Raw genomic sequence first — 26330 nt, 5'->3', positions numbered from 1 at the left:
TGAATTGTCTGAAAATAAAAGAAATAAACTGATATCAAAAAAAGAAGAAAAAGTGCCAACGATTACTTGACACATACACCTTTCACAAAAAACTTGCCATCTAGTTTTTAAAACTATATAATGTATATATGAAGTTTTTACACGAGGGGTTTTGACGTTATGACGATTGACACAAATGATTTATTAAACAGTATTTTAGACAGCCTTTCCAGAATCGATTATATCCATCCGGGTGAAATCCCGAATATTGATTTATACATGGATCAGGTTACGACATTTATGGAGACACAGCTAAGTTCCACGAAGCGCTACGAGCAGGACAAGATTCTTACGAAGACGATGATTAACAATTATGCCAAGAATCATCTTCTTCCAGCTCCGGTAAAGAAGAAATATTCCAAAGAGCACCTTCTTGTTCTGATTTTTATCTACTATTTTAAAAATCTGCTTTCGATCCACGACATTGAGCTGCTTTTGAAGCCTCTGACCGAGAAGTATTTCCAGACATCAGAAGATTTTGATCTGTCTGCGGTGTACAAAGAGGTCTGCCAGCTGGAAAAGAGCCGGATCACTTCAGTTCAGGAGGATATCAAAAATCTCTGGGAGGAATCTTCCCGGACTTATCAGGATGCACCGAAGGAGGATCAGGAATATCTGCAGCTGTTTGCATTTATTTGCTCGCTGAGCTTTGATGTCTACATCAAAAAGACAATTATCGAAAAACTGATTGATTCTTTCTCCGATGAGAAAAAATAAAAAGAACAAGACGCTGAGGGCCGTGAGACCTTCAGCGTCTTTATGATTACTCTTTGTTTTCAATTCTGTCAAATACCATATCGTACCCGTCATTGCCGTAGTTCAAAGAACGGTTTACACGGCTGATCGTCGCGGTTGATGCTCCGGTCTTCTCTGCAATCTCCAGATACGTCTTCTGCTCACGCAGCATTTTTGCCACCTCAAATCTCTGAGATAAAGACAAGAGCTCATTGATCGTACAGATGTCTTCAAAGAAAATATAACACTCTTCCTTATTTTTCAGGCTGAGAATCCCTTCAAACAGATTGTCCACAGCCTCTGTCTTAATTTTCCTACTCATATCTACCCTCCATATCTTGTTCGTCGGGCAATGTTTCTGCCGAGTACTATTTTAGCACACTAAACTCATAAAGTCCAGCAGTTGTTATCATTTCCGTTTGATAAGACTGTAAAATTTTTCATAAGACGTTGTGGCAATCAGTTCTTCCGGGAAATCGGTCTCCTGAAGAATTTTTTCGATACAGCTAAACTCTCCGGCGTCTGCGTCGATATGTGCGTCACTGCCTGTTGTGATATAAACGCCCTCTTTTTTGCAGAGTTCCAGAATTTCCTTTGCGTTGACCTCAGTATTCACACGGAATCCGCCCGGACGCAGGGAGGAATTATTCATCTCGAGAAGCGTATTGGTCTCCTTCGCTCCTCTGACAAGTTTTTCGTAATCGATCGGAAACCGGCCGTCGTCCGGATGACCGATAATATGAATATACGGATTTTTCATCACGTTGAGATAGGCCTGTGTATTCAGCTCCCTGGAACGGCTTTCTCCATAGCACGGTCCATGGATACTCGCAATGGCAAGATCCATCGACTTCAAAACACCTGCCGGAAGATCTACTGTACCGTACTCGTCCATGATATTCAGTTCCACACCCATCAGAATGTGAAGCCCGTCCACTTCTCTTGGTACGACTGTATAATTCTGGAAATAAAATTCATGGCACGCTCCAGGCATCTCCGGTGCATGCTCCGTCAAGGCAAGCGCCTCCAGTCCCCTGTTTTTTGCGGCCTGAATCATCTCCATTCTCGTACTGTAGGCATGCCCGCTTACCACAGTATGAGAATGTGAATCTACTAAGATTTTCAAAAAGATCCCTTCTTTCTTTATATCTTTTCTACTTTACTGCTTTAGTTTAACATATTTTTCCATTAAGAACAATGATACATACTTCTTTCATTTCCGTCCATACTTTTGATTGAGGTGATCCAAATGAAGAAAGATTCAACTGTAAAGAAAGTAAAGAAAGCCCGGAAGAATCCAGATTCTTATGATTATCTGGCCAATTCTGCTTCTGCCAACGACTGTACCGGCCTGATTCCATCCGCACCGCAGTCTGAAGCAGAACTTCAGTCTTATGAAGAAGTCTACGCCTATACTGCTCCAAAAATCAAATCCCAAAAAGGCTCTGATCAATCCTGAAAAAGGGATGCCCGCCTGCGGCAAGTTTCCGCAGACGGGCATCTTCTTTTAAAACAACGTCATCTGTCCTGTACAGTATTTCTCCTGCTTTGCGATCTTTACCTCATCCTCCGGCCGGAGATGTCCGGTCAGTAACGGGGAGGTTGGATCGTGTTCTCTCATCTTCTTTTGTACAAGCTCCTTGTTCTCATTTGCGTAGCAGTAAATGCAGCCATTCCCGCATGTATTGTATTCTCCGATGTCACTTCCAAGAACACAGCTGCATTCCTCTCTCGGAGTCTTTTTCCCGCCCGGAATCTGCATTTCCATGCCGACCGCATGTTCCAGAATCTCCTTTGTCATACAGCCTGAAATATCGATGCCGTACGGTGCAAGTTCTGTACCTTCACAGCAAGAACGTACCCGGATCTGATACTTCCCTGCAATCTGTGCAAACTCTTTTCCGATACAGAGCCGTTCCTCTTTGCGGACCGGCCGGACTTCCGGAAAATTTCGCTTCGTTTTTGCATACAGATCAATAAAACTAATCACACACTGATCGGTATATCCGCTTAAGTATGCACACATCGTTTCAAACGCCTCCATATGAAAGGACAGGCTGTACCGGTCCGACAGAAAAATCGGATCATAACGCCAGCTGACAGCCCGTTTTCCAACCTTTTCGGAAAGCACGCGGAAAGATTCCAGTACCTTTCTCTTGTCCGGTACCTGCGGTTCAATCTCTTTTCCGTAGGGTGTGATCGTCACAAACCAGAACTGCGGAAATACCGAAATCTCATCGAGTCTTCCAAGCATCGGTTCCGGGTTCTTGGTGCAAAAGGCAAGACAATCCACCACATCCGACGTCAGACGGTACCGTGTGACCTGCTGCGGATAGTAAGGATTTCTCACAAGTACATATTTCTCCCGGATCCTCCGGAAAAACCATTCGCTGTAACAGGCAGGAATATCTGTCCGCATCCCGGTATTGATTATCACAGCTCCCACTCCTTTCCTCCAGGGCTTTCCTTTGAAACGCCTGATCAGGACAGGGTAAATGCTTCTTCCGCACCTGTCGTATCGATCAGTGCCGTCATGAGCGCATCCACATCTTCGCCAGGGATCTCCCATACATTTTCCGTCTCACTTTCCTGTACATGGACAGTAATGGTTGTCTTGTCACCGTACTGCGGATCTTCAAGAGCGGTATTGAGACATTCGTAGAGCATCTCTCCCGCTGCCTCCGTCATCTCCTCATCGGTAGGCGCCGCCTGATTATTCAGAATATTGTTCTGCACCTGGGACAGATAATCCTGCAGTTTCTGCTGGAGCAGCTCTTCTATTCCTCCAAACATAATGATCGGTTCTACTTCCACACCGACTTCAAAGCTTCCGTCATCCTGCTCTTTTGCTTCCTGCACGGTATATTTTGTCTTTTGCATCAGGTTTGGAATATAGCTCCGGTACTTTTCCGTCAGCTCGTCCGAAAATCCAAGGGAATCAAATTCCTGCATGTAGGAATCGATCGCTGCCTCGTACTGTTTTTTCGCTTCTTCTTCGCTGGACTCGGAAATTGCCTCGTATGCCTTTGTTTCTCCCCTTGTCACCATATCCAGAACGGCCTGTGTATATCCTGTCGCATCAAACGGCTGCTGGCATCCTGTCAGCAACATAAGTGACGCTGTCAGAATAAAAACAACTGTTTTCTTTACATACTGTTTCATCTTTTTCTCCTTTCAGTTTTTTTCAGTATAACATACTTTAAAAAAACTGTCATCCGGGCAGTCCGGATTCAACAGCTTTGCTTCCCCTTTTATAAAAAACCGGACTGATGGGAATACTGTCACCAGAAAGGAAATTCTTCGGGAGGTACTTATGTCAAAAACTTCTTTAGACCGCCGGGTTGTAACTATAATGAATCACATTCACGCAGGCGTACTGTATTGCAAAAACGACCGGTACTCTACCATATTGTACGCAAATGATTATTTTTATCAGATGATCGGTTATGAGAAGGATGAATTTGCCATTTTATTCAGCAACCGTTTTGCCGATCTGGTGGTGGATGATGTGGCCCCGATTCTGATATCGGTCAAGGAACATATCGCTCTTGGGAAAGATCTGGACTTCGAATACCGGATGCATAATAAAAAAGGGGAAATCTTCTGGATTCACGACACCGCAAAATACGATCCGGAAAATGACAGCTGGTATGTCACGATCATGGATATTACTGAAATGAAAAGTCTGAAATATGAACGAGAGCGGCTGGAATTCTATCTCAATAACATGCCGAACAAAATTGTCATCTGCAATCTGGATACTACCATTATCTATAAAAACAGACAGGCAGCTCAGTGCAGTTATTTCAATTCTGAGGCCACTTCCCTGTATCAGCTGGAAAGAGGGCATGTTCTTGTGAAAAGCCTGGATGAGATCCTGTGCCGTGCGTCTGACGGAGAAACGCAGGAATATGAAACACGATACCGGAAAAATGGTGTATTTATCGGTCATGACAAAAACCGTCTGATCCCGATTCGCAATTCAGAAGGGAAAATCATGAATTATATGCAGGTCAGCGAAGATCTGCTGGCGAAAAGCGACGGACTGACACGTTTTCCTACCAGATCCATGTTTGAATACTATTTTTACTGTTTTACCGGTTCCAGACCTGATACTCCTGTCCATCTGATGATCATAGACGTCGACGAATTCAAAGGGATCAATGATACTTACGGTCACCGGACCGGAGATGAAATCATACGTATGACCGCGCGTAAACTCACTTCCATGCTTGGACCGGAAGATTACATCTGCCGCTTTGGCGGAGATGAATTTCTGATTCTGTTTGTTGACCAGGCGCTGGAAAATATCATAAAAAAAGCGCGGTATGTTCTGAATACCGCGCTTTCTCCGGACAGCATAGGGGGAACTACCATCCGGATCACCTACAGTGCCGGAATCGCTTCACGCGGCTCCGGAGACGATTATGAAAGTCTGCTCCTGAAAGCCGACCGCGCTCTCTATCGCACAAAGGCAAATGGTAAAAATAATATTCATATCTTCAACGGATCCTGAATGTCACATCCGCCTCATTTTTCTCCGGAGAATGTCCTCCGGAGATTTTTATATTTTCCTCATTTCGACTGCTTCCATTCTGAGAGACCGTCCGACTGTGCCAAGAGTGGACACGCCATCCGCCCGGGTCCACTGTGTCCATCCGGTTCCCTGAATATGTGCTCTCCACTCGAAATTTCCTTTCAGCCGCAGACATTCCAGACGTTTCTTTCCCCCGGCCATTCCGATCAAGGTATTCTGATTCACTGTCCCGTAGTCGATCCATCCTTCATCCTGAATATGGGCCTGTGCCTCGATATTGCCGCAGTGCTGGCTTTTAATCCGCAGGGCTTCAAACCGTAGGGCGGATCCGGTCGTTCCAGCAGTCATTCCGTCCGCCATCCAGACGGTATCTCCGCTTCCCTGCACATGTGCCAGATAGGCAATATCCGCAACTTGGATTTCCACTGCCTCGATCTGCAGCAACTTCCCTTTTTCACCGGCCCACTGTCCGTTGACACACCACCTGCTCCATCCGAGATTTTTCTGGTGCACACGGTACAAATATACTGTATCCCCGGATTCAATTTTCAGTGCTTCGAGCCGTTTCTCCTGCCCGGTTGTTCCGATAATTGTAGATTCTGTAATATTTTTGTACAGTTTGTCACCGATATCCCGGATATGTACGGTCACATCCATATGCTTCACTGGAGAAATCCGCAGTGCCTCCACTCTCCTGCTCTGTCCGGTACTGCCGGCCATTGCTCCGTCACACTGCCAGTTTGCCCATCCGATACCACGAAGATGACCCTGGTAGGACACTTCTCCTTTCCGGTCCTTCCTCTCCTGAAAAACGCCCGCATGGTCAAGGACTGTTCCATCCTGATCTTCTGCTGTCTGCTCTCCTGTACAAAACCACGCCTCCGTCCTGCTTCCCGTCAGCCGGTTCAGATCGCATTGCGGGGTAATTCCAGGACAGTGCCCGATACTCGTATACTGATGAAGATCTACTCCACTGTGGCAGGGATAGCCGGAATTATAAGTCCCGTTATTCAGGCCATACCGTGATTCCCACCATGCGCAGCCGGACGGGCGTGACCGGATAATCTCCTGATATCTGCTGTAATCCGCATAACCGGTGTACAGCATGAACTTCTTTCCGCTTCCGGCAAGATAATCCATTGCTCTCTTTACGTCGGTGGCCGCATTTCCCTCTTCCGCATCAAGCGCGTATCCGACAAAATATTTACCGGCTCTGGCCTTGCAAACCTCTGTCAGAAAGACTGCCTGAGCCGGTTCATTCCCGTTCCGGAGATAGGCATACAGCCAGTATGGAATCTCATTGTTCTCACAGCCTCTGATAAAATCATCCAGCGTAGGATCTGTGTAATCCGTCCCTTCCGTCGCCTTTGAGATCAAGAATGGACAGTTTCTCTTTACAAGCCTCCAGTCTTTAACCGGCCTGTACCGGGAAATGTCTGCATAATATGCCATAGCCTATTCCTCCTTTTGCAACTGTTTCAAAATCTGATTGACGTAAGTACTTGCTCCTGCAGCAAGAACTCCCTGAACAATGGCCGTGAATATCGCAAGTGCCGCTTCCCGTCCTGAGCCCACTGGTCCGTTTGCAAATACCCAGATGCCGCAGAGCAAAATACCGGCGGTTCCAAGAATCACCGGAATCCATTTGTCTTTCACTACAGTCGTTTTCTTTAGGCCGATGCCTACAATATACAATACAACTGCGACTACAATCAGTTCCGGTTTGATATACTCCGTAATCAATTCCATATTTTTCCATCCTTTCTTTTTTTCCGGGAGGCTATTCCCCTCTTCACTCTAATTTATGTGAAAATTTCTATTTCGGAACATGGAATTTTCTCATTTTCCCTTCCATATTTCCTAAAAAAAGCAGTGCTTTTGTCCCCGAATTATTGCCTTTAGCACACTTTTGTGTTAGCATAAATACAGGTACTGACAGTATGTACAAAAACTGAACGGAAGTACCCTTCCAGGGCAGTGCATACGATGCGGCAGCACTTGGACGGAAGTAAATAAAGAAAAGGAGAAACAGACAATGAAAGAATTTACTTATGTAATCACTGATCCAGAAGGAATCCATGCAAGACCGGCAGGACTGCTTGTAAAAGCTGCAGCAGGATTCAAAAGCGACATCAAGATTGAAAAGGATGGCAAAGCTGCAAACGCAAAAACAATCTTCGGTGTAATGGGACTTGGCGTTAAGAAAGACATGGAAGTAAAAGTGACAGCTGAAGGTGAAGACGAAGATCAGGCAGTTGAAACACTTCAGAAATTCTTCAGTGAAAATTTATAGATTCCGGTACACAGTAAAATAGCGGAATATGCAGAGGGAAAGGAATCCGGAAAACCGGAAGTCTTTCCCTTGCATTTTCTCCGGGAAGTGATATACTGTATTTATCTGCAGATATGGTTCATCGGTAGAACGCTAGCTTCCCAAGCTGGAAAGGCGGGTTCGACTCCCGTTATCTGCTGTCAGGAGCCCTTGGTTTGACCGGGTTTTCGATACCGGGGCTTTCAAAAAGGGAATCCAAATGGTAATCAGAATATGCGTGTGCATGTTCTGGTTATTTTTTTATTCGATAAAAAGCTTGCTTTTTGTCGAAAATATGGGTACAATTTCTCCGGTACATAGTATCTTTACGACAAGATTAAGAAGTGATGAGGAGTAAGTATGAAAGAAAAGTGGATCAGCAGCATCATTGCAGGGGCATATATCGCCATGGGAGCCATGGTGTATTTAAGCATACCTGATAAGATCATAGCAAGTTTCTTTTTCTCAACAGGTATTTTACTTGTGCTGAATCTTCACAACCGGTTATTTACAAGGGTCTGCCCTCTTGCGGCCTATGACCGTTCTTACCGGTTCAGCGATATGGCCATTGCCTGGATCGGAAACGGAATGGGAACATTGATTGCAGCCGTGCTCATTCATTTTACGAGATTTGAGGCTGGAATTCTTGACCGGGTGGAGGAGATTGTAACGCCAAAGATTGCAGATTCTCCTGTCAGCCTGATTCTGCTTGGTGTTTTTTGCGGTCTGTTTGTGGCGTTTGCGGTTTTCGTCGGAGGAATCCGGCAGAAACAGGGATCGTTTGCCCAGATTTTTTATGTGTGGCTTTTTATCACCGCCTTCGTCTTCTGCGGATTTGAACATATTGTAGCGGATATGTATTATCTGTCCGTATATACTTTCAATTTCCCGATCGCCCCGGATCAGATCCTGAAAGTGCTTTTCTGCGTGACAATAGGAAATATCATCGGCGGTGCCGCTGTCGGATACTCCATCCGACGTCTGGACACATCTGCAAAATAAAAAGACAGGAAAGAGTTTCGTATGTACGTGCTCTTTCCTGTTTTTTGCATTTTAATAGCCAGTACAGGGAATGTACTGGCTGAGGGAAAAAGTTATGAAAAAGTTTATTCACAAAGTATTACTTACTTTGTAATTTCATAATACATGTCAATTGTGAAGAAAGTGTGTTCAAAATATCAAAAAAGTATTAAAAATTTATTTCGCAGCCTTTTTTGCGAATTCCGTTGTGACAAGATCTTCGTACGGAGTCCTGGAATCCAGTTCGCCGGCATCCTCCAGAATGTCCTGTAATAATTCAAAGCTGTCCTGATTGAAGATCAGATCTTCTTTCCATGTCTTCTGCTCATAATACCGGGAAACGATCGTTGTGATTGTTTCCAGATCATTTTCTTTAAACTGTGGCTGGATGACTTTTGCAATTTCCTCCGGTGTGTGTGTATTTACATAATCCATCCCTTTTTGAAGGGCATCCGTAAAACTCTGGATCAGGTCCGGATGCTCCTCCAGATAGCTCTTTTTCGATGAGAATGCCGTATAAGGCACATAACCGCTCTCTTTGCCAAGCGAGGCAACAACGTAGCCTTTTCCGGCAGCTTCCAGTGTGGTGGCCCCCGGTTCAAATTCTACCGTAAAGTCTCCCTGCCCACCGGAAAAAGCGGCTGCTGTGGAACCAAAATCAATGTTTTGATTGATCATTACATCTTTTTCCGGATCGATATCATTTTGTTTCAGGATATATTCAAAGACCATCTCCGGCATTCCTCCTTTTCTGCCTCCAAGTACCGTCTTCCCTTTCAGATCTTCCCATGAAAAATCTTCAATCGGTTCTCTCGATACGAGGAAGTTTCCTGCTCTTTGTGTCAGTTGGGCAAAATTGACAACATAGTCTTTGGCACCTTCATTATACGTGTAAATGGAAGATTCCGATCCCATAAATCCGATGTCCGCCTGACCAGAGAGCACTGCCGTCATGGTTTTGTCTGCTCCAAATCCGGTGACAAGTTCCAGATCAATCCCTTCGTCCTTAAAATAATCTTCCTCGACAGCCACATACATCGGGGCATAAAAAATGGAATGGGCAACTTCATTCAAAGTTACTTTTGTAAGTCTGGTTTCCTCCTTTTTGTCCGATTCTGATGAACCGGTCTCTTCTTTTGCACATCCGGCAAGTGCAGATGCTGCGAGAGCAGCAACAAGAAGTGCGGACAAAAGCTTCTTTTTCATAATAACCTCCACAAAACTGTTTCATACCATCAGATTATGCACTCCCACGAAAGGTGTGAAGGCCGCTTCTCATTCCGTATTTATCAGAATTTTATTGAAATTCGGACAATTCTTCTTTTACGCTCTATATTTCTCGACAAATCATTGACTTTTCACGCAAAAAGTGCTATGCTCTAGTAACATCGTATATTCGATGTATGGCTTATTGTTTTTATTTTTTATGGAGGTAGCACTATGAACAAGGGTACCGTAAAATGGTTCAACAACCAGAAGGGATATGGATTTATCTGTGATGAATCCGGAAACGATGTATTTGTACACTATACCGGACTGAATATGGATGGATTCAAGACTCTGGAAGAAGGACAGTCTGTTGAATTCGAAGTAACAGAAGGAGAAAAAGGTCCTCAGGCTGTCAATGTGACCAGGTTATAATCGAAATTGTATGCATCTTTTATTTATATAAATTCGTTTTTCAATTTAGATATTTAAAAGCCATAGAATCTGGATTACAAAAAAGGCTGTCGATGACAGCCTTTTTTGATACGTTTCTTTACAAATTTGCCTTATAAGCCTCATCTGCTTTCCAGACACCGAATCCACTTTGCTTCAATATGTCTGCCGCTCTTTCCGGCTCATCTGTCTTTAGGACTGCGGAAGCATCTTTACCGTTCGCGAATGCGTACATATATTCTACGTTGATTCCGCCTTCCACAAGCTGATGCATCGCTTTGCTCAAAGACCCGGTTGCATGCGGAACTCTCAGGGCAATAACCGGTGTGAGCATTGCCGTGATTCCAATCTTCTTCAACTCTTCTTTCCCCTTTTCCGGGTCTGAGACAATCATTCTTAACATCCCGTACTCTGTTGTATCTGCAAGGCTGAGGGCGACAATATTGACGCCGTTCGTTCCAAGCGCATGCAGAACTTCATCGAGTCTTCCTTCTCTGTTTTCCAGAAATACCGATAACTGCTGAATTGTACTCATGCTTTTCCCTCCTATACAAGATTCCGGTTGTCAATTACACGTTTTGCTTTTCCTTCACTTCTCTCGATCGTCTTTGGCTCTACCAGTTTGACTCTGACAGAAACGCCAAGCGCCTGCTTTAAGACATCACCGATCTTATGGCGGAGTGCATCCAGTTTCCGGATTTCATCCGAGAAAAATTTCTCATCCACTTCTACCATGACCGTAAGTACATCCATATTGTCCTCCCTGTCGATAATCAGCAGATAATGCGGAATGACTTCTCCAATTCCAAAGAGTGCTGTTTCCACCTGAGTCGGAAATACATTGACGCCGCGGATGACTTTCATATCGTCTGTACGTCCTTTGAACTTGGAAATTCTCGGTGTTGTACGTCCGCATTTGCATGTCTCATGGCAGATGCTTGTAAGGTCTTTCGTCCGGTAACGGATTAACGGTACGGCTTCCTTGTCCAGCGTGGTAAATACCAGCTCTCCGGTCTCTCCGTCTTTCAACGGTGCATGTGTGGCCGGGTCGAGTACTTCCGGATAGAAGAAGTCAGAATTCACATGGAGGCCTTCATGGTGGATGCAGTCCATCGCAACACCCGGTCCGCTGATCTCACAGAGCCCGTAAATATCAAAGCAGTTGATCTTCAGAATCTCCTCGATCTTGTGCCGCATCTCCACAGTCCAAGGTTCTGCTCCGCATACTGCCGCCTTGATTTTCATCTTTTCAACGACACCTGCTTCCTGCATGGCTTCTGCAAGATGCATCGCATAGGACGGTGTACAGGCAAACGCCGTGGCGCCAAAATCTTCCATACACATCAACTGGCGTTTCGTATTTCCGGCTGACATCGGGATTGCCATGGCTCCAAGCTTCTGCGCTCCAAAATCCAGTCCCATTCCTCCGGTAAACAGTCCATATCCATAGCAGACATGAATCCGGTCCTGCGCTGTCAGTCCGGCCATCGTAAGGCAACGCGCCACACACTCGCCCCAGATATCCACGTCTTTCTGCGTATAGGCCATGACCGTCAGTTTTCCGGTCGTGCCGGACGTTCCCTGAACTCTTACGATCTTTTCATTCGGCACTGCCTGAAATCCGAACGGATAGTTGTCACGCAGGTCCTCCTTTGTCGTAAACGGAAGTTTCGTGATATCTTCGATTCCTTTGATATCTCCCGGTTCTACACCGAGTTCTTTCATCTTTTCCGTATAAAAAGGAACGACCCCATACACTCTTTTTACAAGATTTTTCAGTTTTTCCCCCTGAAGTACCATCCGTTCATCTTCGCTCATACATTCTGCTTGCGGATCACGGATCTGTTCCTTCCATGTTTTGTCTGTTATCATGCTCTTTTCCTCCTATAACTCCTCATCCGAGACAAGCTTTACTCCTGCCTTCGCAAGAATCTTTTCCGCACGTTCCATGTCATCTGTCGAAAATACCATCACCGGTGCGTTATTATCACGGATCACGAACGAATAGATATAATTCAGATTGATCTGTCCGTCAGCCAGAATGGACAGCATTCTGTTTAAGTTTCCTTTTTCATCTTTTAATTCTACTCCGACCACGTCATAGATCCGTACCACAAATCCCAGTCTGGTCAGCGTCTCTTTCGTCCGTTCCGGCTGGTCCACCACCATCCTCAGGATTCCGAACTCCGGAGTGTCAAACGAAGCAACCGCACGGATATTGATCTCCGCCTCCATCAGCTTTGAGGTTACTTCCATCAGACTTCCCGGTCTGTTTTCCACAAATACCGATACCTGTTTCATTTCGTCCTCCTATCGTGCTGCTCCTGTTTCAAATGCCTTTTTATTGATCTCGATTGTCTTTGGCGGCACCGTCTTTTCAATCACCCGGTACCACTGTTCTTTTGTGAAATCCATATGTCTGGATGCGATACCGAGAACAATCATATTGAATACTTTTGGATTTCCAAGCTTCTTGGCCTCCTCCGTCGCGTTGACAGTGTAGACTTTATGTTTCTCTTCCAGCGTTTCAATGATGTGTTCCGGATACCGGGCCGCGCCGATCACAACCGGCATCGGATCGATCCTCCAGTCATTCAGGATCAGTGCTCCCCCGTCTTTCAGAAAATGTGCATAGCGCAGTGCTTCCAGACGTTCGAACGCGATAATAATATCTGCGCAGCCTTCCTCCACGATCGGTTCTGCCACCTTGTCTCCATAGCGGACAAAGGTTACAACACTTCCTCCTCTCTGCGCCATTCCATGGACCTCAGAAAGTTTGACATCATATCCTGCATCCAGTGCAAGTCCTCCAAGAATCCGGCTTGTCAGAAGTGTTCCCTGGCCTCCGACACCGACGATCATAATATTTTTTACTCCCATTACTTTTCACCTGCCTTTACCAGTTCAATCGCTCCAAACTTACAGAGGGATTCACAGAGTCCGCATCCGGTACACATGGTGTCGTCAATCCGGATCGTACCGTCTTCATTTCTTGTCATGGCCGGGCAGCCCGGTTTCATACACATGCCGCATTTTTTACATTTTTCCGGATCCGCAGCATAGAGCGGTTTTGGTCTCTTGTCAAGAAGTACGCATGGTGTCTTTGTAATGATGACGGATACTTCGTCTTTTGCCACTTCTTCCTTAATCGCTTTCTCCAGCGCTACAATGTCAAAAGCATTGATTTCCTGTACATTCGGCACACCGATTGCACGGCACAGATTTGGAATGTTGATTGCGTAAGTCGGATCTCCCTGAAGTGTTTTTCCGGTCGCCGCATGATCCTGATGGCCGGTCATTCCGGTAGTGGAATTATCCAGAATCAGCACCGTTCCGGTAGCCTGATTGTAAACCATGTTCATCAGGGAATTGACACCGGTATGTAAAAATGTCGAATCTCCAATTACTGCCACCCAGTTTTTGATGTATTCTTTTCCTTTTGCTTTCTCCATTCCATGGAGGCTGGAAATACTTGCTCCCATACAGATTGTCGTGTCCACCACGCTGAGCGGTGCCACTGCTCCAAGTGTATAGCATCCAATGTCTCCTGCCGCATGCATCTTTAATTTGTTGAGAACATAGAAGACGCTTCTGTGCGGGCATCCCGGACAGAGAATAGGCGGCCGCTGCGGCACATCTGCCGACGGATCCATCCGTACTTCTTCTCCGAGGATGGCCTTGCGGATCATATTGGCACTGTATTCTCCCTGAATGGTAAAGATCTCTTTTCCAATGGCAGGAATACCCCAGGATTTTACCTGCTCTTCGATGACAGGATCGAGTTCCTCCACCACATACAGTGTCTCAACTTTAGATGCAAACTCCCGGATCAGTTTTTCCGGAAGCGGGTTGACCATGCCAAGCTTTAAGACCGAAGCCTGAGGCAGTGCTTCTTTCACATACTGATACGGAATTCCGCTTGTGATAACTCCGATTCTGGTATCGTTCATCTCTATTTTATTGATCGGAAGCGTATCTGCCGCTTCTTTTAATTCGTTATTTCTCTTTTCGATTTCCACATGCCGGAATTTTGCGTTTCCAGGCATCATGACATTTTTCCGGATATCCTTTTCATATGTTTTGTCCGGAATCTCCTCCCGGTCTTTGAGTTCCACAAGTCCCTGAGAGTGTGCCAGTCTTGTGGTGATACGGAAGATGACCGGACGGTCAAACTGTTCGCTTAATTCAAATCCGATTTTGACAAACTCTTTTGCCTCCGCACTGTCTGACGGTTCCAGAACCGGCACGCCCGCAGCCCTTGCAATCATTCTCGTATCCTGTTCATTCTGGGAGCTGTAAAGTCCCGGATCGTCCGCCACCATAAAGAGCAGTCCTCCGTTGACTCCCATGTAAGAAACCGTATAGAGCGGGTCGGAAGCTACGTTGAGCCCCACGTGCTTCATACATGCCATGGCACGTACTCCTGAGATGCTGGCTCCGATCGCGGTTTCTGCCGCCACCTTCTCATTCGGTGCCCACTCCGCGTACAGATCATCCCTGTATTTCACGAGATTTTCGCTGATTTCCGTACTCGGCGTTCCCGGATAGGCTGACGACACCTTGACTCCGGCTTCATACGCCCCTCTTGCGATTGCTTCGTTTCCAAGCATTATGACTTTCTTTGATTCTGACATTCTATAATCCATCCTTTCGTAAATCCTTGATTCTCTTTGCCTTTCCCTCAAATCTCTGCAGAGAATAAGGCGCTACCAGCCGGATTTCTGTTGCGAGGCCAAGCTGGGATTTCAGTCCCGCCTTGATCTTCTTTTCCAGTTCGCTGAGTTTTCCGTAGCTGTCAAGCAGCCTGTCATCAATCAGTTCCACTGTGATGGTCATAACGTCCAGTCTGTTCTTTCTTTCTACAAGGATTTCATAGTGTGGTCCGATCTCATCGATCTTGAGCAGTACTTCTTCGATCTGCGTCGGGAATACATTGACGCCGCGGATGACAAGCATGTCATCTGCCCTTCCGGAAAGATTTTCGATTCTTGCGGTCGTTCTTCCGCATTTGCACGGCTCATAGAAAATCCGGGTCATATCTCCGGTCCGGTAACGGATAATCGGAAGAGCCTCCTTTCCAAGACAGGTCACGACAAGCTCTCCACGCTCTCCCGGCGGCAGCACTTCTTCTGTCTCCGGATCGATGATTTCCGGTATGAACCAGTCTTCATTTACGTGCATGCCGCAAAGCTCTCTGCACTCGCCTGCCACACCCGGTCCGCAGAGCTCGCTCATGCCGTAATTCTGCGTGCAGAAGAACTGATCGCCCCATACATGGTGCATCTCCTCGCGCATCGCCTCGGTCATTCCTTCGCCTCCGAAGAGTCCGGTCCGAAGGCACAGATCTTTCGCCGGATCCATTCCGGCCCTGCGGATCTCTTCGCCAAGATGCAGCGCATAGGACGGTGTCGCCACAAGAAGTGTCACGCCCATGTCTTTTAGAAACATGATCTGTTTTTTCGTATTGCCGGATGACATCGGAATCACGGCAGCTCCGATCTTTTCCAGTCCTCCGTGCAGTCCCAGCGCACCGGTAAAGGTGCCGTATCCAAAGGAGAGCTGCACGATGTCATCCGCGCGTGCTCCTCCCATGCAGGCAACTCTTGCTACATTATTCAGCCAGATATCCAGATCGTTTTTCGTGTATCCGACAACCGTCGGTTTTCCGGTCGTGCCGGAACTTGCGTGAAAACGTACCAGTTCCTTTTTATCAACCGCAAACAGCCCCATCGGATAATTATCTCTGAAATCCTTTTTGCTTGTAAACGGAAGTCTCCTCAAGTCATCCAGCGAACGGATATCTTCCGGAGCCACCCCTGCTTTGTCCATTTTCCCCCGATAAGGAGCCACCCTCTCATAGATGTAGGAAACTGTCTGTTGCAGCTTCCGGAGCTGGATCTCTTCCAGTTCTTCTCTAGGCAGTGTCTCCTCCTTTGCCCATATCATTTTTTCTTCCTCCTGGTCAGATTAATTTGGGAATAAAACGCTTCCCTGTTCCATGCAATGCCTTCTGTGCAGAAGTCTTTCCTTTCCGGCTTTTTGCACAGAAAAAAGAGGACCCGCCTCTTTGGCTTATCCTCTTTAGTATATCATATTCCTTTATTCGTTTAAAGCATTAATCTGCAAAATCAAACAGAGATAACTGATTGGATTCCGGAAGATCGGAAAGAAGTCCCAGTTCCGACATCTTATCAATCACCGTCTTGCTGGCCTTGGTTCTCTGTCGGAAATCATCTTTTGAAAGGTACCTGCCGTCCCTCGCTGCCTGTTCCACCGCTTCTGCCGCCTTGTCTCCCATTCCATCGATACTGGAAAGGGGCGGCATCAGCTTTCCGTCCACAATCCGGAACTTGGTCGCTTTTGCCTCATAAATATCAATCGGCATAAACTCCAGACCTCGCGCATACATTTCCTGCACGATCTTCATATCTTTCATCGTATCCTGCTCTTTTTTACTCAGCCGGTCCTGTCTGCTTTTATATTCCCGGATATGGTATGCCAGTTTTTCCTTTCCCTGACACATCAGCTCATAGGAAAAGGCGTCTGCACGGATTCCAAAGTAGGCAGCATAATACGCAAGTGGATAGTTGACCTTACAGTAGGCAATCCGGTATGCCATCATAACATAGGCGGCCGCATGCGCTTTCGGGAACATATACTTGATCTTCTTACAGGACCAGATATACCAGTCCGGTACTCCAGCCTCTTTCATCGACTCTTCAAACTCCGGCGTGAGTCCTTTTCCCTTTCGCACTTTCTCCATGATCGTAAAAGAGAGCTCACTGTCCATCCCTTTGTTGATGAGGTAAGTCATAATATCATCACGGGTACAGATCGCCGTGGAAATCGTTGCCTTTCCCTCCTGAATCAACGTCTGCGCATTATTCAGCCACACATCGGTTCCGTGGGAAAGCCCGGAAATCCGGATCAGGTCGGAGAGGGTCTTTGGCTTTGTATCTACTACCATCTGGATAACAAAGTCCGTTCCGAACTCCGGAATACCAAGGCATCCAACCGGACATCCGTCAATGTCATCCGGCGTGATGCCGAGTGCCTCCGTATTGGCAAACAGCGACATGACTTTCGGGTCATCCAGCGGAATATCTCTGGCGTCAAATACATTCTCTACGCCGTCATATTCATTGTCCATGGCGTCCGAATTGATCAGCTCCTCCAGTGTCTTGATCATGGTCGGATCATCGTGTCCCAGAATGTCAAGCTTTAATAGGTTGTGGTCAATGGAGTGGTAGTCAAAATGGGTCGTAATGATATCCGTATTCATATCATTTGCCGGATGCTGCACCGGGGTAAAGGAGTTGATGTCCTCACCGTGAGGAAGAACGATAATTCCTCCCGGATGCTGCCCTGTACTTCTCCGGATTCCCGTACATCCCTGTACGATCCGGTCGATCTCACAGTTTCGCTTCCTGCTGCCCCGCTCTTCATAATAGTTCTTCACAAATCCGAATGCGGTCTTGTCCGCCAGGGTACCGATGGTCCCCGCGCGGAACGTCTGCCCTTTTCCAAAGATGACTTCCGTATACTTGTGAGCGTTACTCTGATAATCTCCCGAAAAGTTCAGGTCAATATCCGGCTCTTTGTTTCCTTTAAACCCAAGGAAAGTCTCAAACGGGATATCGAACCCGTCTTTGACGAGCGGATGTCCGCATACCGGGCAGTCCTTGTCCTTCATATCCCATCCGCAGCCCCCCGCAAACGCGCGTACTTCCTCGGAATCAAAGTCACTGTAATGGCAGTGCGGACAATAATAATGCGGGCTTAACGGATTGACCTCCGTGATTCCTGCCATGGTAGCGACAAAGGAAGATCCGACTGATCCACGGGAACCAACCAGATATCCATCCTCATTGGACTTCCATACCAGCTTCTGGGCAATAATATACATCACGGCGAATCCATTGGAGATAATGGAATGAAGCTCCCTCTCCAGCCGTTCCGTCACGACGTCCGGGAGGGGATCTCCATACATTTCATGGGCTTTTTTATAACAGATATCACGCAGGGTCTGATCGGAATTTTCAATGACCGGAGGACATTTGTCCGGTCGGACCGGAGCAATCTTTTCAATCATGTCCGCAATCTTATTCGGATTCTCGATTACAACCTCATGGGCTTTTGCCGCTCCGAGGTAGGAAAACTCCTCCATCATCTCTTCCGTCGTATGCAGATACAACGGTGCCTGTTCATCCGCATCAGAAAAGCCTTTTCCCGCCATGATGATTCTACGGTAGACCTCGTCCTCCGGATCCAGGAAATGAACATCGCAGGTTGCCACAACCGGTTTGCAGAATTTCTCGCCAAGCCTTACAATTTTCCGGTTCAAATCCCGCAGGTCCTCCTCGCTTTTTACATTGGAAACACGGTCGCTTGCAATCATGAACCTGTTATTCCCGATCGGCTGGATTTCCAGATAATCATAGAAATTCACCAGCTTTGCGATCTGTTCTTCTGATTTTCCATTTAAGACAGCCTGGAACAGTTCGCCTGCCTCACAGGCGCTTCCGATAATGAGTCCGTCCCTGTACCGTAAAAATTCGCTCTTTGGAATTCTCGGCATTCTGGAAAAATACTGCAGGTGGGACATGGAAATCAGGCGGTACAGATTCACACGCCCGGTCTCGTTTTTCGCCAGAATGACCGCATGGTGGGACGGAAGTTTCCGGATTGCGTCCGGATTCATGGAGCCGAAGTGATTCAGCTCTTTCAATGTAAAAATTTCCCTGTCTTTCAGCATTTCGACAAACCGGACAAAAATCTCGGCCGTCGCCTGGGCATCATCCACGGCCCGGTGATGATTTTCCAGCGAAATGTTCAGTGCCTTTGCCACAACATTCAGCTTATACTTGGAAAGAGTCGGAAGGAGCACCCGGGCGAGGGCCACCGTATCCACCGATATAAATTCCTTCTCGATCTCCTGATATCTACAGTTCTGCTCAATAAAACTGACATCAAATCCTGCATTGTGGGCTACCAGAACCGCATCTCCCACAAAGTCCAGAAATTTTGGAAGGACTTCCTCGACAGGCTCGGCATCCATCACCATGTCATCGGTAATACCGGTCAGATCCGTGATCTTAAACGGAATCGGAATCTTCGGATTGACGAAAGTACTGAACCGCTCCGTGATTCTACCCTGCTCCACCTTGACCGCTCCTATTTCAATGATCTTGTCCTGAATCGGGCTGAATCCGGTCGTCTCCAGGTCAAATACCACATATGTATCCTGAAGAGTCTGGTCCTTCGCCCCCTGGGCAATCTCCGTCAGATCATCCACCAGATACGCCTCCACGCCGTAAATAATTTTAAACGGATCGTCTTTATCCAGAGATTCGATATAGTGGTTGGCATCCGGGAATGCCTGAACGACACCGTGGTCCGTAATGGCAATCGCTTTGTGTCCCCAGTCATGCGCACGCTTTACAATATCTTTGACTTCCGATACCCCGTCCATATCGCTCATTTTCGTATGGCAGTGCAGCTCTACACGCTTTTCCGGGTAGAGATCCTTTCTCTGCACGGTGAAGTCACTGATTTTCCGGATTCCGCTCACAGAACCGATGGTCAGCTCCCCGTCAAATTTGTCGATCGTGGTAATCCCCTTTACTTTCAGGAATGCACCCTTTTTTATGTCGCCAAGCAGGTCCGGGAGCTGGTCGTTTCTGGCAAACATCTTGACAACGATCGTATCGGTAAAATCGGTGATGGCAAACATGAGGATCGTCTTTTCATTCCGGATCTCTCTCGTATCAAAGCTGATGACCTTTCCCCGGATGGTGATCTCGCCCATCTCACCCAACACCTGGGAGAGTTCGATCGGAGGATCATCGAAGTCACGTCCGTAAATCATGTTCGGATCATCCGATTTTCTGAAATCACGTCTGACAAACGGTTTCTTCATCTCTTTTCCAAACCGCTTTTCTTTCAATGTCTTTGGAGCAGATTTTGTTTTCTCTTCTTTTGTCCCGTTTTCTCCGGCATCCGCCTCTTCCGTATTTTTCCGTTTCTCCTTGCGGAGCGCCTCGTTTCTCTCAATAATTTCATCCACTTCTGCCTGAAGCTGAAGTTCGTTAAACTCAAGCGCGCTCTTTTTTTTCGGCGGTTGATAGCCGACTTTAATGGAAAGAGGCACATGAAAACGGTCATTAAACACTTCGGAAAGGAGGCTTACAATCGCCTCCTTCTTTCCTTCTGCCACGATAGAATTCTGAAGCTTCAGATTCAGAACGCTGTCCTCGAAATCATAGTCCGCATGCTCAAACATGCTTCTCTCAACGGCGCTTCTCTGCTCCAGCTCCAGAAGGATACTGTCATAATACTCGTGCATCAGGTTTTCCGGCGTATACTGCTCTGACAGCTGATAGCTCTCCAGAATCTCCACCTGGATCATCGTCCGGTCAAACAACTGGTGCTTGATAGCATATTCCAGTTCATAAATCTTCTTTTTCTGCAGAAGATGGGTGGAAAACAGATAAATCCGGATAAAATCTCTTGTTGAATTCGTTGAAACTTTCGTAACCCTGACATCTTTCAGCAGAAATTTTATCTCCTCCGAAAGGTTCAGAGTCGGAAACACTTCAAAAAAGTCTTTTCCCATATGTCATACGTCCTCAATCTTTTTTCCAGTTCAGAAGCTCTTCCCTAAGGGCCGGGAGGAGTTCTTCTTCTTTGAGTTTTTTTACAATCTCTCCCTTTTTAATCAGGAGTCCTTCTCCAACGCCTCCGGCAATTCCGATATCGGCTTCCTTCGCCTCACCAGGTCCATTGACAACACAGCCCATGACTGCCACTTTCACATCGTCAAGCGGGATATCCTGAACCATGTCTTCCACCTGGTTTGCAAGGCCGATCAGGTCAATTCTGGTTCTGCCGCAGGTCGGACAGGAAACGACCTCGATGCCGCCCTTTTTCAGCCCCAATGTCCTTAAAATCAGCTTTGCGGATTTGACTTCTTCCAGCGGGTCTCCCGTCAGAGAGACGCGGATGGTATTTCCGATTCCCTGATAAAGAATGATTCCAAGCCCGATGGAAGATTTGATATTGCCGGAAAGGATAGTCCCTGCTTCCGTAATACCGACGTGAAGCGGATACGGACACTGCGGAGCAAGTAGTTCATGCGCTTTGACACACATCATGACATCAGATGCCTTAATACTGACAACCAGATTGTTGTATCCCATTTTTTCAATCATACGCACTTTATCCAGCGCGCTTTCCACCAGTCCTTCGGCCGTCACGCCATCATATTTTTCCACAAGATTCTTTTCCAGAGAGCCGCTGTTGACTCCTACCCTGATCGGAACCTTGTATTCTTTGGCCTTCTCCACTACTTTTCTCACACGGTCCTGATCCCCGATATTTCCCGGGTTAATACGGATCTTGTCCGCTCCGTTTTCAATGGCCGCAATGGCAAGCCGGTAGTCAAAGTGGATATCCGCCACAAGCGGGATATGAATTCTGCGTTTGATCTCTCTGAGTGCTTCTGCAGCCTCCATTGTCGGAACGGCACACCGGATAATCTCGCAGCCTGCCCGCTCAAGAGCCAGGATCTGCTTTACCGTTGCTTCTACATCTTCTGTTTTTGTGTTTGTCATAGACTGGATGGCAACCGGATAACTGCCTCCGATCTTTACATTTCCTATCTGAATTACTTTTGTCTGTGTGCGCAGCATACTCTTCCTCCTCTACATGAATAAAATCCCCCTCTACCCAAGTCACACGTCATATCCGTTTTCCTGTATAGAGGGGAAAGTTCTATTTTTTATCAAATATCATCTGTTCACCGTATTCGCGGTCCGTAAGCGTCAACGTCTGCCGTTCCATGCTGTAGTCAAACGATGTCGTAAACATGGAAAGCGCTGTATCCAGAGCACTCTGGGTCAACTGTCCATCATACTGCTCCAGGATTCTGTCAATCTCACTTTGCTGCAGTCCGCCGATCACCAGCGTCTTTTCCGTTTTATCCACCTGACAGTCCATTGTCACCGCAAGTTCCGGAACATCCTGCAGATTATCAAACTGAAGTTTAACTTTATCATCACTTTGAATGGTCATTGTAATATTGTCATCCTGATATTCCCATGTCCCAGCAATCGGATTTCTTGCAAATGACCGGATCAGGAAGTACGCTGCAACCGCAATGATGAGAACAGACGCTGTCCAGATTACAATCCGAAACAGGAAACTTCTCTCTTTTTCATCATTTTTGGCAATTAACATCCGGATTACCTCCATATTTTTCTTCTTTTATTCTAAGTAAATTATAAAATTTTTATTCATACCTGTCAACACGGGATTCGTCTCCGGCTCCTTTTGATGTTTTTCGACACATATCGCTCCATCCGTGTTCCTTTCCGCCACACTTCCTGTTTTCCCCACGTTTCTATTGCTAAAATGTAGCCACACTAAAGATAGGAGGCAATATATGGGGTTTTCAGAAAGACTAAAATTGCTGCGCAGAAACGCAGACGTAACTCAGGACCAGCTAGCACAATACCTTCAGGTATCCCGATCAACCATCGCCGGATACGAGACCAAAAACCGACAGCCAGACTATGACAAACTGTATATGATTGCGCAGTTTTTTCATGTCAGTACCGATTATCTCATTTCCGGCAAGGAGTCGCATCCGGTCGAAGTTTCTTCGTCCGGGCCTGCCATAAACGAACGGATTATTCAGTATCAGCTCAAAACTGTTTTCATGTCTCTCTCCCCGAAGTCAAAGCAGGATCTGCTGGAATATGCAAACCTCCTGGCTTTGAGGGACAGGCAATGATCATCCATACACAATATTTCAGAAATCAGGAAAGGAGGAATTTTTGATTCCTCCTTTCCTGACTTATTCTTTCATAATCTCTTCCAACGTGTCAAAAAACTGATTCATTTCCTCATCTGTTCCGACAGTGATTCGTAAATACTGCGCGATCTCAGGCTGTTTCCAGTGTCTGACATAAATCTGCCGTTCCTTTAAAGCCTGAAACAGTTTTTCTCCATCATACTTCGGATGTTTTGCAAAAATAAAGTTTGTACTGGAATCCGGAAATTCAAATCCCAGATCCGCCAGTTTCTCTTTGCTCCATTCTCTTGTGGCGACAATCTTTTCCGTCGTCTTCCGGAAGTACTCCGTATCTTTTACCGCTTCCGTCCCGCAGACAATAGCCGGATAGGACATAGTATAGGAATTGAAAGAATACTTCACATCCTGGAGCCAGCGAATAAGCCGTTCGTTCCCTGCCGCAAATCCGATCCGCATTCCTGCCATGGATCTGGACTTGGAAAAGGTTTGTGTCACCAGAAGATTGTCATACCGGTCAATCAGGGAAATGGCGGACGGCTTTCCTGCAAAATCGATATACGCCTCATCCACAATGACGATCACGTCCGGATTCTGCTTTAAAATCTCCTCAATCACATCCAGACTCTCATAAATTCCCGTCGGCGCATTCGGATTCGGGAAAATGATGCCTCCGTTTTCCTTACAGTAGTCCTCTTTTCTGAGGTGCATCTTCTCATCCAGCGGACAGCATTCATACGGGATCCGGTAGAGTTCTGCCCACACCTTATAAAAGGAATAGGTAATATCCGGAAACAGAATCGGCTTTCCGGAATTAAAAAAGGTAAGAAAGCTCATTGACAGTACGTCATCTGATCCCACTCCTACAAAAATCTGTTCCGGTTTCACCTGGCAGTATTCGGCCAGGCTCTCTGTCAGCATGCGGATTTCCGGATCCGGATACAGACGGAGTCTTCCGTCATCCATCTCCTTTAGTGCCCGCTCCACTCCCGGCGCAGGCGGATACGGATTTTCATTGGTATTCAGTTTGATTACTTTCTGCTGCGGCTGCTCTCCCGGAACATAAGGAGTCACCCGGCGGATATTTTCTTCCAGTCTCATACGCGTCTACTCCTGTCCGCGGTACTCGGCCGCAAGTTCTTCAAATTTCGGGAGCGCACGTACAATCGTGTCGTATGCGACACAGTATGCAAGTCTGACATAGCCCGGACATCCAAAGGAGCTTCCCGGCACCATCAGAATATTGTATTTTTTCGCTCTGCTGCAGAATTCCTTTTCATCTTCCACCGGAGACTTGACAAACAGATAGAATGCTCCTTCCGGTTTAATGCAGGAAAATCCCGCCTTCTTTAACCCTTCGTACAGGGTTTCTCTGTTCTTATCATAAAAAGCGATGTCCGCCTTCTCATTCAGGCATCTTGCCACTGCTTTCTGCTGGAGTGTCGGTGCATTGACAAATCCAAGAATCCGGGTTGCTACGTTGGCAGCGGAAATTACGTCCGCACTGTCTGTCACTTTATCCGGAATCACAAGGTATCCGATCCGCTCTCCCGGAAGAGAAAGGGACTTACTGAATGAATAACCTACAATCGTATTGTCGTAATACTTTGTCAGGAATGGAACTTCGGCATCCCCGTACACAAGCTCACGGTACGGCTCGTCGGAAATCAGATAAATATCCGTTCCGTATTCCTTCTGCTTTTCCTCCATAACGGAAGCCATCTTCTTTACTGTCTCCTCGGAATATACGACACCGGTCGGGTTGTTCGGATTGTTGACGATCACCGCTTTGGTCTTCGGCGTGATCTTCCGGGCAAACTCGTCAAGTTTTGGCTGGAATGTCTCCGTATCAGGGGAGATCTCCACAAGCACTCCGTCAAAATTGTTGACATAGCTTCTGTATTCTCCAAAATACGGCGCAAAGACAATCACTTCATCTCCCGGATTGATCAGTGTTTTCAGAATGACATTCAGGCCGCCTGCCGCTCCTACTGTCATCGTAATATTCTTTCCTTCAAAGGAAGTTCCGAAACGCTCGTTCAGATTCTGTGCAACAGCCTCTCTGACGTCCGCATACCCTGCATTGCTGTTCGTATATCCGTGCAGCACAACCGGATCCTCCTCTTTCAGCACATCCATCATGGCGTTTGTCAACGCTTCCGGAGCCGGAATATTCGGATTTCCAAGACTGAAATCATAGACGTTTTCTGCCCCGTAAATCCCGGCAAGCCGGTTTCCTTCCTCAAACATCGCACGGATCGCGGAACTGTTTGCCACCATCCCTTTCATCTTCTCTGCAATCATTCTGATACCTCCTGTACTTTTGATAAAACTCCTTTTTCAAGCAGCATTGCCGGCTTATAGGAAAGCTTTGCTTTTCTAAGCCCCTCCTGTCCGGCATCATCCTCTCTGTTGACATAGCGGTATCCCATACATTCATGTTCCACAAACTGCTGGTTGATCATTGTATATGCACCCGGCACATCGGCAAATGCCTTTTCAATGTGGACAACAACCGTGTCATCACTTACCGGTTCCCCGACGGTAAATGCGACAATCTTACCGTTTACACGAAGAATTCCACCTTTGAGATGCAGCTCCTGAAACAGTCTCAGAGAATTGAGCGTTACACACATCTCGCAGTTTTTCTCTTCATCTTCGTCACATCCGTTTTCGTTTCTCCATTTCAGAGCCATCTGAAAGCATTCTTCCAGATTGTCCTTTGTGAGCGGCTCATATGCCCAGTCCTCATACGTGGCCTTGAACTTATTGATGTGGTTCCGTTTACCGTGAAGCTTTTTTCCAGACAGGGTACAAAGCTTTTCCGACTCATAAATATAATCCGCCGCATCCCTGTCATATTCAATCTGGTACTTTCCCGGATACCAGCTGTCGACAAGGGCAAACTGTGCTTCGGAAAGTCCGTACATATGAAACTCTCCTCCCTGCTCCTCGCAGTGTTTCTCCATCTGCGGGATCAGTTCCCGGATTTCCTCATCCGGTCCTGCGGGCCATGCAAAACCGTACCCGCTCTCTGTCTTTTCCCGGAACAGAATAGCTTTTCCTGTAAAGGCAAAATCCAGATTATAATGTCTTCCCCAAAGCATAACTCCAAAAAATGTTCTGTCACAGCTTCTTGACGGGTATTTCCGAAAATATTCCTTAATCAGTTCCTGATCCTTTAGCTGGACACGGTTAAATTTCCATTCATCCATACT

Annotated in this window: 26 protein-coding genes and 1 tRNA gene; 8 read left to right on the top strand and 19 right to left on the bottom strand. The window is 46.6% G+C overall.

Translation table 11 applies throughout. The features are described from left to right. Positions 1 to 159: 159 nt before the first annotated feature. Complete coding sequence (locus FGQ85_RS00925) at positions 160 to 756, top strand: DUF1836 domain-containing protein (protein ID WP_087168439.1); 597 nt, start codon at positions 160 to 162, stop codon at positions 754 to 756. Between the two features lie 46 nt (positions 757 to 802). Here the strand turns inward: FGQ85_RS00925 and FGQ85_RS00920 are convergent, their stop codons facing one another. Then, positions 803 to 1096 (bottom strand): YerC/YecD family TrpR-related protein, encoded by a 294-nt coding sequence (locus FGQ85_RS00920; RefSeq protein WP_087168440.1) that lies wholly within the window; start codon positions 1094 to 1096, stop codon positions 803 to 805. An 87-nt stretch (positions 1097 to 1183) separates the two neighbouring features. Beyond that, positions 1184 to 1900, bottom strand: coding sequence for a phosphatase (locus FGQ85_RS00915; protein WP_087168441.1), 717 nt, complete (start codon positions 1898 to 1900; stop codon positions 1184 to 1186). A 123-nt stretch (positions 1901 to 2023) separates the two neighbouring features. Between FGQ85_RS00915 and FGQ85_RS00910 the strand changes: the two genes are divergently transcribed. Continuing rightward, positions 2024 to 2233 (top strand): hypothetical protein, encoded by a 210-nt coding sequence (locus FGQ85_RS00910; protein ID WP_138372424.1) that lies wholly within the window; start codon positions 2024 to 2026, stop codon positions 2231 to 2233. A 48-nt stretch (positions 2234 to 2281) separates the two neighbouring features. Here FGQ85_RS00910 and FGQ85_RS00905 read toward each other — a convergent pair whose 3' ends face one another. Both FGQ85_RS00905 and FGQ85_RS00900 read right to left on the bottom strand, forming a co-directional pair. Next, a complete protein-coding gene (locus tag FGQ85_RS00905; protein ID WP_138372423.1) occupies positions 2282 to 3211 on the bottom strand; it encodes a DUF1848 domain-containing protein in 930 nt (309 codons plus the stop codon). A 44-nt stretch (positions 3212 to 3255) separates the two neighbouring features. Continuing rightward, positions 3256 to 3936, bottom strand: a complete 681-nt coding sequence (locus tag FGQ85_RS00900; protein WP_138372422.1) for a hypothetical protein — start codon at positions 3934 to 3936, stop codon at positions 3256 to 3258. A gap of 151 nt (positions 3937 to 4087) precedes the next feature. On the opposite strand from FGQ85_RS00900, the gene FGQ85_RS00895 reads away from it, so the two are divergent. After that, complete coding sequence (locus FGQ85_RS00895; protein ID WP_087168444.1) at positions 4088 to 5290, top strand: diguanylate cyclase; 1203 nt, start codon at positions 4088 to 4090, stop codon at positions 5288 to 5290. A 48-nt stretch (positions 5291 to 5338) separates the two neighbouring features. Here FGQ85_RS00895 and FGQ85_RS00890 read toward each other — a convergent pair whose 3' ends face one another. Next, positions 5339 to 6763 carry a GH25 family lysozyme gene (locus FGQ85_RS00890; RefSeq protein ID WP_138372421.1) on the bottom strand — a complete coding sequence of 475 codons (1425 nt, stop codon included), beginning with the start codon at positions 6761 to 6763 and terminating at the stop codon, positions 5339 to 5341. A 3-nt stretch (positions 6764 to 6766) separates the two neighbouring features. Continuing rightward, positions 6767 to 7060, bottom strand: coding sequence for a phage holin family protein (locus FGQ85_RS00885; protein ID WP_087252587.1), 294 nt, complete (start codon positions 7058 to 7060; stop codon positions 6767 to 6769). A gap of 286 nt (positions 7061 to 7346) precedes the next feature. Between FGQ85_RS00885 and FGQ85_RS00880 the strand changes: the two genes are divergently transcribed. From FGQ85_RS00880 to FGQ85_RS00870, 3 genes are all read left to right on the top strand, one after another. Further along, positions 7347 to 7604 (top strand): HPr family phosphocarrier protein, encoded by a 258-nt coding sequence (locus FGQ85_RS00880; protein ID WP_087168447.1) that lies wholly within the window; start codon positions 7347 to 7349, stop codon positions 7602 to 7604. Positions 7605 to 7711: 107 nt separating this feature from the next. Then, positions 7712 to 7782, top strand: a tRNA-Gly gene (locus FGQ85_RS00875). Between the two features lie 200 nt (positions 7783 to 7982). Beyond that, positions 7983 to 8624, top strand: a complete 642-nt coding sequence (locus FGQ85_RS00870; RefSeq protein ID WP_138372420.1) for a formate/nitrite transporter family protein — start codon at positions 7983 to 7985, stop codon at positions 8622 to 8624. 195 nt (positions 8625 to 8819) lie between these two features. Here the strand turns inward: FGQ85_RS00870 and FGQ85_RS00865 are convergent, their stop codons facing one another. Then, on the bottom strand, positions 8820 to 9848 hold the full coding sequence (locus FGQ85_RS00865; RefSeq protein WP_138372419.1) for an ABC transporter substrate-binding protein: 1029 nt from the start codon (positions 9846 to 9848) through the stop codon (positions 8820 to 8822). Positions 9849 to 10082: 234 nt separating this feature from the next. On the opposite strand from FGQ85_RS00865, the gene FGQ85_RS00860 reads away from it, so the two are divergent. Next, on the top strand, positions 10083 to 10283 hold the full coding sequence (locus FGQ85_RS00860) for a cold shock domain-containing protein (protein WP_087168450.1): 201 nt from the start codon (positions 10083 to 10085) through the stop codon (positions 10281 to 10283). A 118-nt stretch (positions 10284 to 10401) separates the two neighbouring features. On the opposite strand, the gene FGQ85_RS00855 is transcribed toward FGQ85_RS00860, so the two are convergent. The 9 genes from FGQ85_RS00855 to FGQ85_RS00815 all read right to left on the bottom strand — a co-directional run bounded on the left by FGQ85_RS00855 (position 10402) and on the right by FGQ85_RS00815 (position 22538). Next, the gene (locus FGQ85_RS00855) at positions 10402 to 10836 is read right to left on the bottom strand and encodes an amino acid-binding protein (RefSeq protein ID WP_087168451.1); all 435 of its coding nucleotides are present in this window, start codon (positions 10834 to 10836) and stop codon (positions 10402 to 10404) included. A gap of 11 nt (positions 10837 to 10847) precedes the next feature. Further along, on the bottom strand, positions 10848 to 12173 hold the full coding sequence (locus tag FGQ85_RS00850; protein WP_087168452.1) for a phenylacetate--CoA ligase: 1326 nt from the start codon (positions 12171 to 12173) through the stop codon (positions 10848 to 10850). A 12-nt stretch (positions 12174 to 12185) separates the two neighbouring features. Continuing rightward, positions 12186 to 12602, bottom strand: coding sequence for an ACT domain-containing protein (locus FGQ85_RS00845; protein WP_138372418.1), 417 nt, complete (start codon positions 12600 to 12602; stop codon positions 12186 to 12188). A gap of 9 nt (positions 12603 to 12611) precedes the next feature. Continuing rightward, positions 12612 to 13181, bottom strand: coding sequence for an indolepyruvate oxidoreductase subunit beta (locus tag FGQ85_RS00840; RefSeq protein WP_138372417.1), 570 nt, complete (start codon positions 13179 to 13181; stop codon positions 12612 to 12614). Then, complete coding sequence (iorA, locus tag FGQ85_RS00835; protein WP_138372416.1) at positions 13181 to 14935, bottom strand: indolepyruvate ferredoxin oxidoreductase subunit alpha; 1755 nt, start codon at positions 14933 to 14935, stop codon at positions 13181 to 13183. The genes FGQ85_RS00840 and iorA overlap by 1 nt, the downstream gene beginning before the upstream one ends. Position 14936: 1 nt before the next feature. Next, positions 14937 to 16247: a phenylacetate--CoA ligase gene (locus FGQ85_RS00830; RefSeq protein WP_087252583.1), complete on the bottom strand. Its 1311-nt coding sequence runs from the start codon at positions 16245 to 16247 to the stop codon at positions 14937 to 14939. 169 nt (positions 16248 to 16416) lie between these two features. Then, positions 16417 to 20916 (bottom strand): PolC-type DNA polymerase III, encoded by a 4500-nt coding sequence (locus FGQ85_RS00825; protein WP_138372415.1) that lies wholly within the window; start codon positions 20914 to 20916, stop codon positions 16417 to 16419. A gap of 13 nt (positions 20917 to 20929) precedes the next feature. Beyond that, positions 20930 to 21991: a flavodoxin-dependent (E)-4-hydroxy-3-methylbut-2-enyl-diphosphate synthase gene (ispG, locus tag FGQ85_RS00820; RefSeq protein WP_087168458.1), complete on the bottom strand. Its 1062-nt coding sequence runs from the start codon at positions 21989 to 21991 to the stop codon at positions 20930 to 20932. A gap of 82 nt (positions 21992 to 22073) precedes the next feature. Further along, positions 22074 to 22538, bottom strand: coding sequence for a hypothetical protein (locus FGQ85_RS00815; protein WP_087168459.1), 465 nt, complete (start codon positions 22536 to 22538; stop codon positions 22074 to 22076). A 205-nt stretch (positions 22539 to 22743) separates the two neighbouring features. On the opposite strand from FGQ85_RS00815, the gene FGQ85_RS00810 reads away from it, so the two are divergent. Continuing rightward, positions 22744 to 23094: a helix-turn-helix transcriptional regulator gene (locus FGQ85_RS00810; RefSeq protein ID WP_087252580.1), complete on the top strand. Its 351-nt coding sequence runs from the start codon at positions 22744 to 22746 to the stop codon at positions 23092 to 23094. A 63-nt stretch (positions 23095 to 23157) separates the two neighbouring features. On the opposite strand, the gene hisC is transcribed toward FGQ85_RS00810, so the two are convergent. From hisC to FGQ85_RS00795, 3 genes are read right to left on the bottom strand one after another with little or no spacing between them, the layout of a single operon-like run. After that, positions 23158 to 24213: a histidinol-phosphate transaminase gene (gene hisC / locus FGQ85_RS00805; RefSeq protein ID WP_087168461.1), complete on the bottom strand. Its 1056-nt coding sequence runs from the start codon at positions 24211 to 24213 to the stop codon at positions 23158 to 23160. A gap of 6 nt (positions 24214 to 24219) precedes the next feature. Beyond that, positions 24220 to 25416 carry a pyridoxal phosphate-dependent aminotransferase gene (locus FGQ85_RS00800; RefSeq protein ID WP_138372414.1) on the bottom strand — a complete coding sequence of 399 codons (1197 nt, stop codon included), beginning with the start codon at positions 25414 to 25416 and terminating at the stop codon, positions 24220 to 24222. Next, positions 25413 to 26327 carry a phosphatidylglycerol lysyltransferase domain-containing protein gene (locus FGQ85_RS00795; protein WP_087168463.1) on the bottom strand — a complete coding sequence of 305 codons (915 nt, stop codon included), beginning with the start codon at positions 26325 to 26327 and terminating at the stop codon, positions 25413 to 25415. Before FGQ85_RS00795 ends, FGQ85_RS00800 begins: the two co-directional genes overlap by 4 nt. Between the last annotated feature and the right edge of the window lie 3 nt (positions 26328 to 26330).

The organism is Pseudoflavonifractor sp. BSD2780061688st1 E11 (genome assembly GCF_005844125.1).
Classification (GTDB): domain Bacteria; phylum Bacillota; class Clostridia; order Lachnospirales; family Lachnospiraceae; genus Sellimonas; species Sellimonas catena.
The sequence above is the reverse complement of the archived record's forward strand: the minus strand, read 5'-3'. Positions and strand labels throughout refer to the sequence as shown.

Coding starts and splice junctions, on each gene's coding strand:
- hisC (WP_087168461.1), bottom strand. CDS start 24,213: ATGAGACTGGAAGAAAATATCCGCCGGGTGACTCCTTATGTTCCGGGA.
- FGQ85_RS00855 (WP_087168451.1), bottom strand. CDS start 10,836: ATGAGTACAATTCAGCAGTTATCGGTATTTCTGGAAAACAGAGAAGGA.
- FGQ85_RS00910 (WP_138372424.1), top strand. CDS start 2,024: ATGAAGAAAGATTCAACTGTAAAGAAAGTAAAGAAAGCCCGGAAGAAT.
- FGQ85_RS00810 (WP_087252580.1), top strand. CDS start 22,744: ATGGGGTTTTCAGAAAGACTAAAATTGCTGCGCAGAAACGCAGACGTA.
- FGQ85_RS00845 (WP_138372418.1), bottom strand. CDS start 12,602: ATGAAACAGGTATCGGTATTTGTGGAAAACAGACCGGGAAGTCTGATG.
- FGQ85_RS00890 (WP_138372421.1), bottom strand. CDS start 6,763: ATGGCATATTATGCAGACATTTCCCGGTACAGGCCGGTTAAAGACTGG.
- FGQ85_RS00925 (WP_087168439.1), top strand. CDS start 160: ATGACGATTGACACAAATGATTTATTAAACAGTATTTTAGACAGCCTT.
- FGQ85_RS00870 (WP_138372420.1), top strand. CDS start 7,983: ATGAAAGAAAAGTGGATCAGCAGCATCATTGCAGGGGCATATATCGCC.
- FGQ85_RS00825 (WP_138372415.1), bottom strand. CDS start 20,916: ATGGGAAAAGACTTTTTTGAAGTGTTTCCGACTCTGAACCTTTCGGAG.
- ispG (WP_087168458.1), bottom strand. CDS start 21,991: ATGCTGCGCACACAGACAAAAGTAATTCAGATAGGAAATGTAAAGATC.
- FGQ85_RS00860 (WP_087168450.1), top strand. CDS start 10,083: ATGAACAAGGGTACCGTAAAATGGTTCAACAACCAGAAGGGATATGGA.
- FGQ85_RS00865 (WP_138372419.1), bottom strand. CDS start 9,848: ATGAAAAAGAAGCTTTTGTCCGCACTTCTTGTTGCTGCTCTCGCAGCA.
- iorA (WP_138372416.1), bottom strand. CDS start 14,935: ATGTCAGAATCAAAGAAAGTCATAATGCTTGGAAACGAAGCAATCGCA.
- FGQ85_RS00815 (WP_087168459.1), bottom strand. CDS start 22,538: ATGTTAATTGCCAAAAATGATGAAAAAGAGAGAAGTTTCCTGTTTCGG.
- FGQ85_RS00795 (WP_087168463.1), bottom strand. CDS start 26,327: ATGGATGAATGGAAATTTAACCGTGTCCAGCTAAAGGATCAGGAACTG.
- FGQ85_RS00840 (WP_138372417.1), bottom strand. CDS start 13,181: ATGGGAGTAAAAAATATTATGATCGTCGGTGTCGGAGGCCAGGGAACA.
- FGQ85_RS00850 (WP_087168452.1), bottom strand. CDS start 12,173: ATGATAACAGACAAAACATGGAAGGAACAGATCCGTGATCCGCAAGCA.
- FGQ85_RS00900 (WP_138372422.1), bottom strand. CDS start 3,936: ATGAAACAGTATGTAAAGAAAACAGTTGTTTTTATTCTGACAGCGTCA.
- FGQ85_RS00800 (WP_138372414.1), bottom strand. CDS start 25,416: ATGATTGCAGAGAAGATGAAAGGGATGGTGGCAAACAGTTCCGCGATC.
- FGQ85_RS00880 (WP_087168447.1), top strand. CDS start 7,347: ATGAAAGAATTTACTTATGTAATCACTGATCCAGAAGGAATCCATGCA.
- FGQ85_RS00895 (WP_087168444.1), top strand. CDS start 4,088: ATGTCAAAAACTTCTTTAGACCGCCGGGTTGTAACTATAATGAATCAC.
- FGQ85_RS00830 (WP_087252583.1), bottom strand. CDS start 16,247: ATGATATGGGCAAAGGAGGAGACACTGCCTAGAGAAGAACTGGAAGAG.
- FGQ85_RS00885 (WP_087252587.1), bottom strand. CDS start 7,060: ATGGAATTGATTACGGAGTATATCAAACCGGAACTGATTGTAGTCGCA.
- FGQ85_RS00920 (WP_087168440.1), bottom strand. CDS start 1,096: ATGAGTAGGAAAATTAAGACAGAGGCTGTGGACAATCTGTTTGAAGGG.